This window comes from Pseudoalteromonas sp. MIP2626, from assembly GCF_013414205.1.
Classification (GTDB): domain Bacteria; phylum Pseudomonadota; class Gammaproteobacteria; order Enterobacterales; family Alteromonadaceae; genus Pseudoalteromonas; species Pseudoalteromonas nigrifaciens.
In genome coordinates this window covers 42,468-57,992 of sequence record NZ_JAATTW010000022.1, presented here as the reverse complement: position 1 = coordinate 57,992, position 15,525 = coordinate 42,468, and the positions used below count along the sequence as shown (strand labels likewise).

The 15,525-nt window shown below is 40.6% G+C and carries 13 protein-coding genes and 2 tRNA genes; 13 read left to right on the top strand and 2 right to left on the bottom strand.

Annotated elements, in window-relative coordinates:
* Positions 1-220 precede the first annotated feature (220 nt).
* From HC000_RS10910 to HC000_RS10890, 5 genes are all read left to right on the top strand, one after another.
* Positions 221-297: transfer RNA gene (locus tag HC000_RS10910), tRNA-Arg, on the top strand.
* Positions 298-411: 114 nt separating this feature from the next.
* Positions 412-488, top strand: a tRNA-Arg gene (locus HC000_RS10905).
* A 225-nt stretch (positions 489-713) separates the two neighbouring features.
* Positions 714-1,889 (top strand): DUF1343 domain-containing protein, encoded by a 1,176-nt coding sequence (locus HC000_RS10900; RefSeq protein ID WP_179807640.1) that lies wholly within the window; start codon positions 714-716, stop codon positions 1,887-1,889.
* A gap of 10 nt (positions 1,890-1,899) precedes the next feature.
* Positions 1,900-3,561 (top strand): penicillin binding protein PBP4B, encoded by a 1,662-nt coding sequence (gene pbp4b, locus HC000_RS10895; RefSeq protein WP_179807639.1) that lies wholly within the window; start codon positions 1,900-1,902, stop codon positions 3,559-3,561.
* Between the two features lie 135 nt (positions 3,562-3,696).
* On the top strand, positions 3,697-5,073 hold the full coding sequence (locus HC000_RS10890) for a Na+/H+ antiporter NhaC family protein (protein WP_041454342.1): 1,377 nt from the start codon (positions 3,697-3,699) through the stop codon (positions 5,071-5,073).
* Between the two features lie 113 nt (positions 5,074-5,186).
* Here HC000_RS10890 and HC000_RS10885 read toward each other — a convergent pair whose 3' ends face one another.
* Entirely contained in the window at positions 5,187-6,335 is a 1,149-nt protein-coding gene (locus HC000_RS10885; RefSeq protein ID WP_179807638.1) for a hypothetical protein, read from the bottom strand.
* A 229-nt stretch (positions 6,336-6,564) separates the two neighbouring features.
* Here HC000_RS10885 and HC000_RS10880 point away from each other — a divergent pair, with 229 nt between their 5' ends.
* The 3 genes from HC000_RS10880 (at position 6,565) to HC000_RS10870 (ending at position 8,326) form a co-directional block, all read left to right on the top strand.
* Positions 6,565-7,071, top strand: a complete 507-nt coding sequence (locus tag HC000_RS10880) for a DUF3087 domain-containing protein (protein WP_011327227.1) — start codon at positions 6,565-6,567, stop codon at positions 7,069-7,071.
* An 84-nt stretch (positions 7,072-7,155) separates the two neighbouring features.
* On the top strand, positions 7,156-7,809 hold the full coding sequence (locus HC000_RS10875; RefSeq protein ID WP_179807637.1) for a glutathione S-transferase family protein: 654 nt from the start codon (positions 7,156-7,158) through the stop codon (positions 7,807-7,809).
* Between the two features lie 55 nt (positions 7,810-7,864).
* On the top strand, positions 7,865-8,326 hold the full coding sequence (locus HC000_RS10870; protein ID WP_179807636.1) for a low molecular weight protein-tyrosine-phosphatase: 462 nt from the start codon (positions 7,865-7,867) through the stop codon (positions 8,324-8,326).
* Positions 8,327-8,448: 122 nt separating this feature from the next.
* Here HC000_RS10870 and HC000_RS10865 read toward each other — a convergent pair whose 3' ends face one another.
* The gene (locus HC000_RS10865) at positions 8,449-9,546 is read right to left on the bottom strand and encodes an energy transducer TonB (RefSeq protein ID WP_011327230.1); all 1,098 of its coding nucleotides are present in this window, start codon (positions 9,544-9,546) and stop codon (positions 8,449-8,451) included.
* 254 nt (positions 9,547-9,800) lie between these two features.
* Between HC000_RS10865 and ribA the strand changes: the two genes are divergently transcribed.
* Genes ribA through HC000_RS10840 form a run of 5 tightly spaced genes read left to right on the top strand, consistent with a single transcriptional unit; the run spans position 9,801 to position 15,522 of the window.
* Positions 9,801-10,424, top strand: coding sequence for a GTP cyclohydrolase II (gene ribA, locus HC000_RS10860; RefSeq protein ID WP_011327231.1), 624 nt, complete (start codon positions 9,801-9,803; stop codon positions 10,422-10,424).
* A gap of 13 nt (positions 10,425-10,437) precedes the next feature.
* Entirely contained in the window at positions 10,438-11,226 is a 789-nt protein-coding gene (locus HC000_RS10855) for a BPSS1780 family membrane protein (RefSeq protein ID WP_179807635.1), read from the top strand.
* Positions 11,226-11,678 carry a regulatory protein RecX gene (locus HC000_RS10850; RefSeq protein ID WP_011327233.1) on the top strand — a complete coding sequence of 151 codons (453 nt, stop codon included), beginning with the start codon at positions 11,226-11,228 and terminating at the stop codon, positions 11,676-11,678. Before HC000_RS10855 ends, HC000_RS10850 begins: the two co-directional genes overlap by 1 nt.
* 19 nt (positions 11,679-11,697) lie before the next feature.
* Positions 11,698-14,304, top strand: a complete 2,607-nt coding sequence (gene alaS, locus HC000_RS10845; RefSeq protein ID WP_179807634.1) for an alanine--tRNA ligase — start codon at positions 11,698-11,700, stop codon at positions 14,302-14,304.
* On the top strand, positions 14,305-15,522 hold the full coding sequence (locus HC000_RS10840) for an aspartate kinase (RefSeq protein WP_179807633.1): 1,218 nt from the start codon (positions 14,305-14,307) through the stop codon (positions 15,520-15,522).
* Positions 15,523-15,525 lie beyond the last annotated feature (3 nt).

The following is a 15,525-nucleotide window of genomic DNA, read 5'->3' as shown; positions in this document are numbered from 1 at the left end:
GCATAGCTCAGCTGGATAGAGTACTCGGCTACGAACCGAGCGGTCGGAGGTTCGAATCCTCCTGCGCCCACCACTTTATAGACTCCTACTTAGAGTATAAATAAGTAAAGTGTTGGCTAAAGCCAAACGGTCGGAGGTTCATTCTTACAAGATACGTCCTGCGCCCACCACTTTATAGACTCTCACTTAGAGTAAAAACAAGTAAAGTAAAAATGAAAGTGGGTGCATAGCTCAGCTGGATAGAGTACTCGGCTACGAACCGAGCGGTCGGAGGTTCGAATCCTCCTGCGCCCACCACTTTCATATTTTCATACACTTTTAAGTGTAAGAAAAATAAGCCGATGAAAATCGGTTTTTTTATTTTAAAGTTATATACTCTGCTTAGAGTTTAAATAAGCAAACAATGAAAGTGGGTGCATAGCTCAGCTGGATAGAGTACTCGGCTACGAACCGAGCGGTCGGAGGTTCGAATCCTCCTGCGCCCACCACTTTCATACATTAACCGACACTTGAGTCGGTTTTTTTATGCCTGAAATAAAGTGAAATGTAGGTTGCTACCCAGTAGACACCGAGTTTATTTATTCGTCGTAGACGCAGAGCCTAATCACTATATCAATTCAAAGCCTGCTCAAGCCCACTTAACCCCTTTCTAAAGCTGCTCTTTATCACTACCTATGTTACTTTAAACGCCTTGTTTAAAAGGATATTGCAGTATGTTTAAAACCCTATTTATTACGTTATTTTTTATTTTAAGCGCTACTTTAATACTTAGCGTACAAGCTGATGAAGCTAAAGGTTCAATTGTTGTGGGTGCGCAGCAATATGCTAAATATTTACCGCAGTTAAAAAATAAACGCGTAGGGCTGGTGGTTAATCAAACATCAACAGTAGGGAAAACCCATTTAGTAGATAGCCTACTGGCAAAAAACGTAAACATAACTAAAATATTTGCACCTGAGCATGGCTTTCGTGGCGATCACGATGCAGGGGCACACGTAAAAAATACCGTTGATAGTAAAACGGGTATTCCGCTTATCTCCATTTACGGCAACAATAAAAAACCAAGTGCCGAAGTTTTAGCTGATGTTGATGTAATGATTTTTGATATTCAAGATGTGGGAGTGCGCTTTTATACTTATATAAGCTCTATGCATTACATGATGGAAGCAGCTGCAGAGCAGGGGATCGAATTTTTAGTACTCGACAGGCCAAACCCAAATATAGCCTATGTTGATGGGCCCATATTAGAGCCGCAATTTAAGTCATTTGTAGGTATGCACCCCATTCCTATAGTTCATGGTATGACTGTGGGCGAGCTTGCAAATATGATCAAAGGTGAAGGCTGGATCAATCAAGCTGCTGTTTTAGAGCTTAACGTGATCCCAGTTACTGGTTATACGCGCGCAACTAGCTATAGTTTACCGATAAAGCCAAGCCCTAATTTACCAAATGATACTGCTATTTCGCTTTATCCATCATTGTGCTTTTTTGAAGCCACGCCAATTAGTATTGGCAGAGGCACCGACTTTGCGTTTCAGGTTATAGGGTATTCACCGACTGCTTTAGGAGAGTTTAATTTTACCCCGCGTGCTATTAAAGGCGCGGCCCTAAACCCTAAATTTAAAAACCAAACTGTGCAGGGGCTCGACTTACGCCAAGCTACCACTAAAGGGTTAGATTTAAGCTACTTAATAAGTGCTTATAAGCAGCTTAATAACAATAACATTACGTTTTTTGAGCGCGCTGATTTTATGGATAAGTTAGCAGGTACCGATAAGCTGCGCTTAGCTATTGAGGCGGGGCAATCGGCACAACAAATAAAGCAAACTTGGCAGGCGGGGTTGATGCAATTTAAACAGCAAAGAGCACCTTATTTGTTATATGAGTAAAAGGCAGTTTATGTACTTATATTTAAAAAATAAAAATTATTACAGTATAAAAAAGCTATTAATAGTGGCTTTAAGTTTTATGCTGGGTGCATGCAGTTCTTCTGTAGAGCCGCTCGAACCCAAGGCACTATTAACGCAAAGTAAACTTGTTGAGTTGCCTAATGCGCAAGTGATTGTTACCTTTCCTGAGCCAAACCCCAGTAGCCGTGAGTATGTAAATAATCGCGGCACGTTTAAAGCCTATAAAGGCCATGGTCAGCTGTTAATACAAAACCATAGTGCTAAAAGTGCCGATATTTATATAAACAATCAGCTGCTTAAAATTAAACAGTTGCTCGGCGCTAATACTGTGTACCAATATAGTTTGGCTAAGCTAACGCATAACGGGGTTAACACCTTTAAAGTTGCAAACATTCAACCTGCCGGGGCAAGCTTAACGCTGCGCTTTGCGTTTCCTACTTTAAATAAAGTATCACATCAACAGGCTAATTTTAGTGAGGTAGATGCATTAATAGAGCGTGACATTAAAGCGGGTTTTCCTGGTGCTGTTTTAGCGGTAGTAAAAAATGGTGAGTTAATTAAATTAACCGCCTATGGCGATGCAAAGCAGTATCAACAGAACGATTTAATGCTATTACGCCCAGAGCCAATGCAAACTGATACCTTATTTGACTTAGCCTCTAATACTAAAATATTTGCTACCAACTTTGCATTAATGAAGTTAGTAAGCGAAGGCCTATTAAATATTAATAAGTCAGTGCAATTATATTTACCAGAGTATCAAGGCGATGGTCGAGAGCAGCGACGCGTAAAAGATTTACTCACGCATAGCGCAGGCTATCCGCCGGTGTTTGATTTTCATCGTAAAGACAGTAGCAATGGCGATGTGTTTTACTCACAAAATAGCCATACTACAAAAAAACTCTTACTTACCAGTGTGCCACTTAGCGAAAAATCGCTCGGGCAGCATGTTTATTCAGACATTGATTACATGATTTTAGGAGTATTGGTTGAGCGTATAACCGGTCTTTCACTTGACGATTACCTAGAGCAACAAGTATATGCGCCATTAAAATTGCATAACACTGTGTTTAACCCCCTTAAAAAAGGCTTTAATGCTCAGCAATTTGCCGCCACAGAGCTGGGTGGTAACACGCGAGACGGACGAATCAAATTTGATAATATTCGCACCCATGTTTTACAAGGCCAAGTACATGACGAGCGTGCGTACTATTCTCTAGGTGGCGTAGCAGGGCATGCGGGGTTATTTAGTAATGCGCCAGATTTAGCCATACTTTGTCAGCTACTATTAAATAATGGTGGTTACGGCGATAAGCAGCTTTTTAGTGCAAGTGCTTTGGCGCAGTTTTTAACCCCACAAAGTAGCGATGAAACCTACGGGCTGGGCTTTAGGCTTGCTGGTAATAACCAAGCAAGGCGTTGGCACTTTGGCCCTTACGCAAGCGCACAGGCTTATGGGCATACAGGTTGGACAGGCACAGTAACGGTAATTGATCCCGTTTACGACTTAGCCATTGTTTTATTAACTAATGCGCGGCATACGCCAATTACAGGCTCGCAAAAAAGTTATCAATTTAGTGGTAAAAATTATGAAACTGCACAATATGGCTCGGTTGTTTCATTAATATACGAAGCGTTATTAAATCAATAAACTGACAGTATAAATAGCATATATCAATGTGCTTAGTGGTTTACTTAAATGGGTTTTGACTGTAAAACTTAAGCTAGATAACAAAGTGTAAAATATTTACCCCGTAAATAAGCACACTAAAATAAAGGTTAATTTATGTCTTGGTATTCTATTTTACCGCCGTTAATCGCCATTGCTGTCGTATTTTGGCGCAAAGAGGTCATTATGGCGCTGTTGCTTGCAGTGGCTTCGTCAGAGTTTTTACTCGCATTACAGGGGGAGGGCAGTAGTGTATTTAATACCTTTTTAAACACTATTGAACGTATTGTTAGCGTAGCAAGCTCGCCCGGCAATACCCGTATTTTAATTTTTAGTATTTTGATTGGTGCTTTGCTTGCCTACATTCGCGAGTCGGGTGGAGTAGCCGCTACCGTTAATATGTTAATGAACAAAGGTATAGCGAAAAGTAAGCGCCAAGTTGGCTTTTTAACTATGTTTACTGGCATTGCGGTGTTTATAGAGTCAAACCTGAGTGTACTTACTGCGGGTATTTTATCGCGCGGATTATTCGATAAATTTAAAATGAGCCGCGCCCGCTTAGCTTATATTATCGATAGCACCAGTGCGCCGGTATGTATTTTAATATTACTAAATGGTTGGGGCGCATTTGTACTAGGGTTATTAAGTAACTACGAGTTAGGTGAATCGGCTGTATCGGTACTTTGGGGCAGCGTAGGCTATAACTTTTACGCCATAATCACGCTTGTTATTGTTTTTTACACCATTGCGTTTGATAAAGTACATGGCCCAATGAAACAAGCTGAGCAAAAACTAGAGCTACAAACAACTGACTTAAAAGAAGAAGTAAAAGGCTCTAAAGCACGCTTTATGTTAGTGCCCCTTATTACGCTGATTGTTAGCATGGTGGGCTTTATGTTTTACACAGGTAACGGTGTATTGGCAGAAGGTAGTGGCTCAAAGTCGGTATTGTATGCAACTGTTTTAGCCATAGTTGTAGCTTACTTTTTAATGCTAGCGTCACGCCAATTTAGCCACCATAAGCTAGTTGAAACAGGCTTTAAAGGCATGGGTGAATTACTGCCGCTAGTAGGTATTGTATTGTTATCGTTAACTTTAGGAGCAAGCTTAAAAGAGTTGGGTACTGGTGTGTTTGTGGCATCTTTAGTGGGCGATTACCTCCCTATTTACTTGGTGGTACCGGCACTGTTTTTAACCGGTGCGGTTATGTCGTTTACTACGGGTACATCGTGGGGCACCTTTGCAATTTTAATCCCTATTGGCGTGCCGCTTATTCAAGCATTGGGTTTGCCGCCGTCGTTGGTATTAGGCGCTATTTTAGGTGGCGGTATATTTGGCGATCACTGCTCGCCCATATCCGACACCAGCGCAGTATCGGCAATTGCATCGGGCTGCGACTTACTTACTCACGTTAAAACCCAGCTACCCTATGCCTTGTTCGCTGGTGGCCTGACACTTATAGCCTACTTAGTAACGAGCATAATTGTTTTATAAGCACGTTTATGATTACTCATTTTGAATGACAAAAAGCCTGCAAATTTGCAGGCTTTTTGTTTATACGTAGGTCGGATAAACGGCGCAGCCGCGCCATCCGACAGGTCAGCTACTTACAACGCATTTAAGCTTTGCTCTAGCATTGCGGTAATTTGTTTTACTATTTTTGCTTCCGTTTCCGGCTCAAACTGTTGAATTCTGGGTGTGTGAATATGCCCTGTTGGAATGGTTGAATTAAGTTGATTACGAAGGCGTATACTGCGATACGAAATTTCGTTAGACAGGTATCCACCGCCAGAGCCATTTACGGCAATGCTATTTTTCAGCTCGGCAAGTGTTGCGGGCTCGTAGGTTTTTTCTAAGGTCGTAATCTTATGATTATCAATAACCTTATACGGCCCTTGTGCTTGCTGCATGTTTGTCACGGGAAGGCTAAATTGTACAAATTCGTTACCTGGCAGTGGCTGGTTATTTAAACTTGGGAGCAAGGGAGCTGTTTGTGTCCCGCCAAATATAATATTGGCATTGTCTGGGGCAGTTACGCTGCGGCGCTTACCGGGAAATCTTTCTAAATCAAAATCTTTGCGACCCATGCTTACAGTAACAATCATATCGACATTATTCAGGGCGTAATAGGGCGCGAGGAGTGCTTCGATTATACCTTGATCAAAGTCGGCATAACGAACGGGCACCATAACGGTGTTAATTTCAGCGCTAATGCCTTGGTAGTTAATTACTTGACCATCTAGCAAGAGGGCAGCAACCCCAGATGGGTTACTTTGATTTATGTTTTTATCTAATAAAAAGGGGTCAAAGCCGGTAAGGATAATTTTTTTAGTGCTGCCTTTAGTAAAGCTGAGGTCGTTATGACCGCGACTGCTTTTTTCTAACTGAGTTAAAAGGTTATTTTGCTCAGCAACTGAGAGGATAAATTTTGGCTTAACAGAGCGAATTATTTTACTTGAAAGTAACCGTGCCCAGTAAAGCTCGCGATCATCGTAGTTTTTAGTTGTAACAATGCGTTGTTTGGCGTTTAACCATAATTGACTTGAATAATCAGCGATTAAGTCAGTTGCATGCCGAAAGTTGTTAAGGCTTTTCCATTGCTGTTCAAATTGATTCACCTCATCAGCAAAGGCCATTAGCACCTGAGGCATGGCGTGGGTAGCGGCTTCAATTCGTTGCTCTTCGGTTGTTAAATTGTTACTCAAAACCGAGCAAGAAGAAAAAATTAAACTTGAAGCAAATAGTAGTTTAAGCATGGTAGTCCTATACAGTTACAGCGATTATTTGGTTACTATCCTACGCATCTAGACGCAGTGCAAATTAATTCGTTGGCTAACCATTGATTAACAGCTCCTAACGTTGCAGAGGGCTAATAGCACTAATGCTGTTGTTAAATCAAAAAGAACGCAAATAGATTTTTCGATAAGTGGATTGTTTAGTTACAATGGCGGCAGTTATATTTTGTTCACTTAATTTTAGGCTGTTATGCAACTCATTGAAATAAATAAAGCGCGTTATCGTAAGCATTTAAACCGTGTTATTGCCGGTTGTGCTGTGGGTTTAGCTGTTGGGAGCTTAGCTATATCGCAAACGCTGATTGCTTTGTTTCCTGATGAGAGCGGCACTCACTTTCATTGGAACGTAGCGGGCGTTGTTATTAGCGCATTAGGGCTTGCGTGGTTACTTAATAAATACCGCACGCATCCGTTTATGATTGAAGTGGTGTATGTGTGGGAGCTTAAACAAGCGCTTAATAAAATAACGCGTAAAATGGCGAAATTAAAGGCAGCAGGGCGTGAAGGTAATAGTGATGCGCTATTGGCTATTCATTACAGTTACGCGGGCTCTAAATTGTTATGGCAGCTCGATGACAATACAATCACTATGGATGACTTAGCAATTAAGCAAGCTGAGCTGGATAGTGTGGCGGCTAAGTATAATTTAACACTTGATGCCAATGACTATGATGCAAGTATTTTAAAGAACTTTTAAAGCAATTTTAAAACGATTTTAAGTATTAAATAGCTTTTTAATTAGCGTATTAGTTGCGCTTTTTTCTTCTGATAAGGGTTTAACATGAGTTTAATTGTTTATGGCGTATCTCTTTCTCCTTATGTACGCAAGGTGTGTCTGTGTTTGGCTGCAAAGCAGTTAGATTATAAGTTAGAAATAGTGTCGCCGTTTAATCAACCGGCTTGGTTTTTTGAGTTAAATCCATTAGGGCGTATACCAGCGCTTAAAGATGGTGATTTAGTGCTGGCTGATTCGAGTGTTATTTGCCAATACCTTGATGATAAATACACAGGGAATACAGCATTACTTGGCGACACTGTCGAGCAGACTGCTCAGGTACGCTGGTTAGAAAAATACGCTGATTATGAACTTGCCCCATTAACTACTTTTACTGTGTTTCAACAGCGAGTAATTAATTTAGGTATGCAAAAAGTATGTGATGAAAGTTTAGTAAAGTTGGCTATGAATGAGCAGTTACCACCGCACTTTGACTACCTTGAAGGCGTGCTAGGTCATAATGATTACTTTGTAGGTAACGCGTTAACCCTTGCTGATATAGCGTTTGCGTCGCAGATAATCAATATGCAGCATGCGGGCGAGCAGATTAATGCACAGCGCTGGCCAAATTTAGCTGCACTTTTTGAGCGTGTAAAAGCATTACCAGCAATGCAAACTTTATTACAAAGTGAGCAGGCTATGCTTGCGTCAATGCAATAGTGTTTAAGGTTATTTAGTTCAGTAATTAATAGCGTTTAGTTTAGAGGGAGGCTCTATGAAAAAAATACTGGTTGTGTGTTTAGGTAATATTTGTCGATCGCCTACAGCTGAAGCGGTATTAAAAAAACGTGCTGAGCAGTTAGGTATTGCCGTTAAAGTTGATTCGGCCGGTACTATAGGTCATCACGAAGGCAATCCACCAGATAGCCGATCTATGCAGGCGGGCAAAAAACGAGGTTATAGCTTCAAAGGGATTTATTCGCGTAAAGTGCGCAGTAGTGATTTTACTGAATTCGATTTGATTTTAGCCGCCGACAAACAAAATTTAGCCGATTTAACTCAGCGTTGCCCAGCACATTTACAGTATAAGCTTGCACTGTTTTTAGAGTTTGGTGAGCAGGCTGTAAGTGCTATTCCCGATCCTTATTATGGTGGGGACGATGGTTTTGAAAAGGTGCTAGATTTAATTGAAGCAGCAAGTGATAAAATATTAGCTAAATTAACCCCCAATATTTAAGTAATGGCCTTGTGCGTTACAGTGAATAATAAAGGCGCTAAATTGCGCCTTTTTTATTAGAAAATTTATGATTACTTAGCGAGAAAACCCTGTGATCTTTAGTCGCTGGGTAGTTCACTAAGTTATCGGTTAATTTTGAAGTCGAGCCGTACTTGGGTTTTTGCTGTTACAGGTATGCCATCTTCAAATTTAGGAGCATAGCGCCATTGCTCTACCGCTTTTTTTGCCGAGTGCTCAAAAGTTACGCCGCCATTTGAATCAAGCACACTCACGTTTTTAACAAAGCCTGCGGTGTCTACTTCAAATTCCATAACTACACTGCCATCTTTACCTTGGCGTGCTTTGCCCATAGGGTAGTCAGGATTAACACGATAAAGCGGGGTTTGTTCTTGGCTTTCTTCCCAAGGCACCATTTTAGCAATAGCTAAGCAGTGCTTAGTTGCTTGCTCACTTTCGCCTTGCTTTTCGTATAGTGCTATAAGCTTAGAGTGAGCGCTTAGCTCGGCGCTGTGATCGTAGCTTAAGTTATTATCAAATACGGTGACTATGCGGTTTAACCTTGTAATTGCTGAATCATATTTTTTACGACCTTCATCAAACGAGGCCATTAAAAAATCTGATTTGATACGCTCTACAGCGTTTTCAGGTAAGTTTGCTTGGTAATACTCGTCAGCTTCTTCGGCGTAGTGTTTAGCAGAACGGTATTTTTCTGGCACAAACTTTTTAACTAACAAAGAGGCTGCAGCAAATTGCATGTCGGCTACAAATCTTGGTTTTTTAAGCTCCTTTGCTATATCAACTATACGTTCCAATTGGCTATCGGCCTGACGCGCTGATTTAGTATTGCTTGCCATACCTAGTAAGGCGTCTATTGTCTCGACTGAGCTTTCACCATGATTGTTAGCTAAAATATTGTACGCCTGTTTATACAGTTCGTAGCGTTTAGCTTCGTCTTCCTGGTTAAATCCGCTGATAGCTTTAGCGTAATTAATGGCTAAATTTGCGGTGTTATCTGCGTTATCGCCATATACTTTAGCACCTAAAGAGTAAGCGAGTTTGGCAGCTTGTTGTATGTTTTCGTTGGTATCTACGGCGCTTAAGTAATTTTGGTACGCTTGAGAAAATGCAGTGTTTGCATTTGTAGCTTCGCTTGCAAAAGCCGATGCAGTAATAACTGAAAGGTTAAGGCTAAGCAGTAAGGCGAGTTTATGTGGTTTCATAATGTTCCATATTATAATTATTATACTTTTTAACACATTAACAATTTACTTATAATTAGTCATGAATTGATGTAAATAAAGGTAAACAGTAAGGGCTTTAGTGAGAATTATATATTGTAATTATGCATTGATAATTAAGCTTCTCGTCGCCATATAATTGCAATAAATACCCTTGGATTTCGATCTTTTTGTATTCTTTTGTGATAATATCACTTCATTATCGTGTCGTAGTTATTTAAATATTTGGATTTGTCGTGGCGCAAGTAAGAGCAAGAGTTCAGCTTAATGTTGGCAAGAACAGTGATATTCCCGCTGAAATTATCTCGTTTACTGATTTAAAAGATGGCAAAGAACATATTGCTATGGTGTTTAACAACGCTGATACAGAGCAAGATGTACCGCTTATTCGTATGCATTCAGAGTGTTTAACGGGTGATGTATTTTACTCGTCGCGTTGTGATTGCGGTGAGCAGTTAAATGAGTGTATTGAAATGATGCACGAGCAAGGCGGTATTTTATTGTATTTACGCCAAGAAGGTCGTGGTATTGGTTTGTATAATAAAATAGATGCTTACGTGTTGCAGTCGCAAGGTATGAACACTTATGAGGCAAATAATCATTTAGGTTTTGCCGATGATTTACGTGATTTTTCGGATGCGGTGCTAATGCTAAATGCGCTTAATTTACCCCACGTTAAATTAATGACCAATAACCCTAAAAAGCTTAATGCACTAAGAGATGCTGGTATTACGGTTGATTCGGTTGTGGGTACGCACGCACACATTAAAGCCGGTGTTGCGGGTAATAAAGCGTATTTAGAAACCAAAATTAAACATGGCGCGCACATGTTAGATATCAAAAAAATTAAAAAACCTTAAATTAAGAGTAACTATGTCTACACAATTACGAGTTTTTAAGGCCGATGCTGCCCTAAAGTGGTTTAAAGCGGGCTGGCTTATTTTTAAAACCCAGCCGCTTACTTTTATTTTTATGCATTTATTTATTGGTATTGTTGGCCTGTTGTCGTTATTTTTACCGCTATTACAAGTGATAGCGGCTTTAGCTACGCCATTTTTAACCGCAGGATTTTATCAGGCTGTGCTTACTAAGCAGCAAGGCGGTAAAATTATGCTCGCTGATATTCTCAAACCCATTACCACTAAAGGTAATCGTTTAGGTTTACTGCGTTTGGCTTTGTACCAAATGGGTGCGGGTATTTTAATGGCATTATTAGCAAACGGTTTATTTGCCGATGCAATTGCGGTTATGGCGCAGCCAGATTTAGATCCTAATATAGCAATTAGCCAAATGTTAGAGAGTATTTCTATGGCAAGCGTGGTGCTATTTTTATTAGCGTTGTCGGTTTATTTAACTGCATTCGCTTACGCGGTTCCATTAGTTTACTTTAATAAAGAACAGCGCATTTTTAGCGCTCTTAAAAACTCCTTTATGGTGTTTTATTATAATATTTTACCGCTAAGCGTTTATGCTATTATTTGCGGGTTGTTTATTGTGCTTTCGATGTTTTTATCGTTCTTACCCTTGTTGGTTTTAATGCCTATTTGCTACATTAGCTTTTTTGTATCTTATCAAGCTATTTTTATGCCGGTTGTACCACCAAGTGACGATAGCAATATTACGCCATTAAGTAGTGAGTCTAGTGGGCGTTTTGACGCTTAATGGATGATAAGTTAAAGCAGAAATTAAAAAACTATGTACTTTGGTTGTTATCAAGGCAAGAATATTCACGCCGAGAATTAACGTTCAAATTACAAAAAAAAGAAGCCACAGATGAGTTTATCGAAACCTTGCTTGATTGGTGCGAAAAGCACAATTTTGTAAACGAGCAACGTTACTGTGAAGGCTTTGTTAGAAAACACATATTTAAATGCCATGGCTTAAGGCGCATTCAAAGCGAAGCTATGGGCAAAGGGATTGACCGTTCATTACTTGAAAAAGTAATTGAAGAGCTTGAAGTAGATTGGTTTGAGCTGGCGCAGGATGCGTACAATAAAAAATATTCAAATACACCGGCAGACCTCGAATACAAAGACAAGGCCAAGCGCGTGCGCTACCTAATGTATAGAGGCTTTAGCTACGATGAAATCGATTTTGCAATGCAAGCACAGTAAATACGGGTGAGACCTTCACATGCAGCACATGACTACCGCACAAATTAGACAACAGTTTTTAGACTTTTTTGCCAGCAAACAACATCAAGTTGTTCCTTCAAGCTCGCTTATACCGGGTAACGATGCCACTTTGTTATTTAACAATGCCGGTATGGTGCAATTTAAAGATGTATTTTTAGGCGCAGAAAGCCGCCCTTATACGCGTGCGACTAGCTCGCAGCGCTGTGTACGTGCTGGCGGTAAACATAACGATTTAGAAAACGTTGGTTATACTGCGCGTCACCATACATTTTTTGAAATGTTAGGTAACTTTAGTTTTGGTGATTACTTCAAGCAAGACGCGATTAAATTTGCGTGGCAGTTTTTAACAGAGGAAGTAAAGCTACCTAAAGAAAAACTGTTAGTTACTATTTACCATGACGATGAAGAAGCGTTTAACTACTGGTCTAACGATATAGGCTTACCTGCAGATCGCATTATTAGAATTGCCACTGCAGATAACTTTTGGTCAATGGGTGATACCGGTCCGTGTGGCCCGTGTTCTGAAATATTTTACGACCATGGCGAGCATATTTGGGGCGGTCCTCCTGGATCACCTGAGGAAGATGGCGATCGCTTTATCGAAATTTGGAACCTAGTATTTATGCAGTACAACCGTCAAAACGACGGAACTATGCTGCCACTACCTAAGCAATCGGTTGATACAGGTATGGGGCTTGAGCGTATTGCTGCTATTTTACAAGGCGTTCATTCAAACTATGAAATTGACTTATTTAAAGGCTTAATTGCCGCTGCTGCAAGTGTTACTAACGCACAAGACATGGACGATAAATCACTACGCGTAGTGGCGGATCATATTCGTTCGTGTGCATTTTTAATCTCTGACGGGGTTATGCCATCTAACGAAGGCCGTGGTTATGTACTACGTCGTATTATTCGCCGTGCTGTTCGCCATGGTAATAAGTTAGGTGCACAAGGTGCCTTTTTCTATAAATTAGTAGCTGCACTTATTGAGCAAATGGGCCAAGCGTACCCAGAGCTTGCAAAGCAGCAAGAAATTATTGAAAAAGTATTACGCATTGAAGAAGAGCAGTTTGGTAAAACGCTAGAGCGTGGTTTAGCTATTTTAGAAGAAAGCTTAAGCGACCTTAAAGGTGATGTAATTCCTGGCGACTTAGTATTTAAACTTTACGATACTTATGGCTTTCCTGCGGATTTAACTGCAGATGTGGCGCGTGAGCGTCAAATGACGATTGATAATAAAGGCTTTGAAGAGTGCATGGCGGTGCAGCGTAAAACAGCGCAGCAGGCCGGTAAATTTGGTGCCGATTATAACGATCAACTAAAGTCAGACAAACAAACAACTTACAAAGGCTACACCACCACTAGCCATAGTGCGACTGTGGTTGAAGTGTTTACTGGCAGTGAGTCGGTTTCATTACTAGAAGATGGCCAAAAAGGCATTGTAATACTAGACCGTACGCCATTTTATGCAGAGTCGGGCGGCCAAGTTGGTGATACAGGTGTAATTAGCGTTGCTGGTGGCGAGTTTACAGTAACTAACACGACTAAATTAGGTAATGCATTTGCACACCACGGTATAGTACAAGGCCGTATTGGTCTTAACGATAAAGTAGAAGCAACAATTGATGACGCACGCCGCGAACGCATCAAGAAAAACCATACTGCTACGCATATATTGCACGAAACACTGCGCCAATTATTAGGCGAACATGTAGGTCAAAAAGGCTCGCTAGTTCAAGCAGAGCGTTTGCGTTTTGACTTTTCACATTTTGAAGCTGTTACCAAAGAAGAATTACGCGAAATTGAACGTGTAGTAAACGATGAAATTCGTTGTAACTTTGCGTTAAGTACCGAGCTTATGGCAATAGATGACGCTAAAGCAAAAGGTGCAATGGCGTTATTTGGCGAAAAATACGATGACGAAGTACGTGTAGTTACTATTGGAGATTACTCTATTGAACTTTGTGGTGGTACACATGTGGAGCGCGCAGGTGATATTGGTTTATTCAAAATAGTATCTGAAAGCGGTATTGCTGCGGGTGTTCGTCGTATTGAAGCGGTAACCGGCGCTGACGCGATTGCCTACGTGAGTGAGCAAGAGCAAAAGCTAAACGATGTAGCTTCTGTTGTTAAAGCCGACAGCGCGTCAGTACTTGAAAAAGTAACAGCGTTGCTTGATAAGTCAAAACAGCTAGAAAAACAAATTGCACAACTTAACGATAAGCTAGCAAGTGCTGCGGGTGCATCATTACTTGATTCAGTAGTAGAAATAAACGGTATTAAGCTATTAATAGCCAACGTTAAGGGCACTGAGTCAAAAGCGCTACGTGGTATGGTTGACGACCTTAAAAACAAAATAGGCTCGGGTGTTATTGCACTAGGTGTTGCAAGCGATGATAAAGTGAGCTTAATTGCTGGTGTAACTAAAGATTTAACCGGTAGAGTTAAAGCCGGTGAGCTAGTTAACCATATGGCCAGCCAAGTAGGCGGTAAAGGTGGTGGCCGCCCAGATATGGCACAAGCAGGTGGCTCTGAGCCAGAAAACCTAACTGCAGCATTAGACAGTGTAACAGCTTGGTTTACTGAGAAAACACAAGCTTAAGTGGCACTTATTGTTCAAAAATTCGGTGGCACTTCGGTTGGTTCAATAGAGCGAGTTGAGGCGGTTGCCGACCTTGTTGTTAAAACTAAACAACAAGGCCATCAAGTGGTTGTAGTGCTCTCGGCTATGTCGGGAGAAACCAACCGCTTAATTAATCTCGCCAAACAAATAGATACTCGGCCAAGTAGCCGTGAACTTGACGTATTACTTAGCACCGGCGAGCAGGTTTCGGTGGCATTATTAGCTATGGCTATTATTAAACGCGGTCATTCTGCTGTGAGTTTATTAGCCGATCAGGTTAATATTTTAACCGATAATATGTTTGGTAAAGCCCGTATTACAGATGTAGCAGCAACGCGTTTAAAACATGAGCTTGAGCATAACCGTATTGCAATTATTGCGGGTTTTCAGGGCCGTGACATTGAAGGAAATGTAACTACATTAGGGCGTGGCGGTACCGATACTTCGGCGGTTGAAATTGCCGGAGCAATAAAAGCTGACGAATGTCAGATCTATACCGACGTTAACGGCGTATATACTACAGATCCTCGTGTTGAACCTAATGCACGACGAATGAGCCAAGTCACCTTTGCTGAAATGCTAGAGTTAGCGAGTTTAGGGGCCAAAGTATTGCATATTCGTTCAGTTGAAGCAGCAGGAAAACACAATGTGCCACTTAGGGTGCTATCAAGTTTTTACCCTGATGCTGGTACATTGATTAGTTTTGAGGAGAGCGATATGCCTGGCAATGTCGTTTCGGGTATTGCGTTTAATCGTGATGAATGTTTGATAAATGTAGAGGGTGTACTGAGTGGTACACAATATCTTGCAAAGATTTTGAAACTTTTTGCAGATAACGGCATCGAAATAGATATGATTAATCAAGTTAATCATAATGTTGACAAAGTAGACTATGCTTTTACTGTACATACAAATGATTATTTACATGCATTAGACGTTTTAACAGAGCAGCAAGCTCAGTTAACAGCACAAAATATTTTTGGGTTAACAACAGTAGCTAAAGTATCTGCTGTTGGTATGGGTATGAAGTCACATTCGGGTGTTGCTAGTTTATTTTTTGATGCATTAGCTGCAGAAAATATTAATGTTATTTTAGTGTCTACATCAGAAATTAAAATATCGGTTTTAATAGATGAAAAATACCTAGAGTTGGCTGTTCGTGCATTACATAAGATATTTTTAACAGAAAATGAATAGATT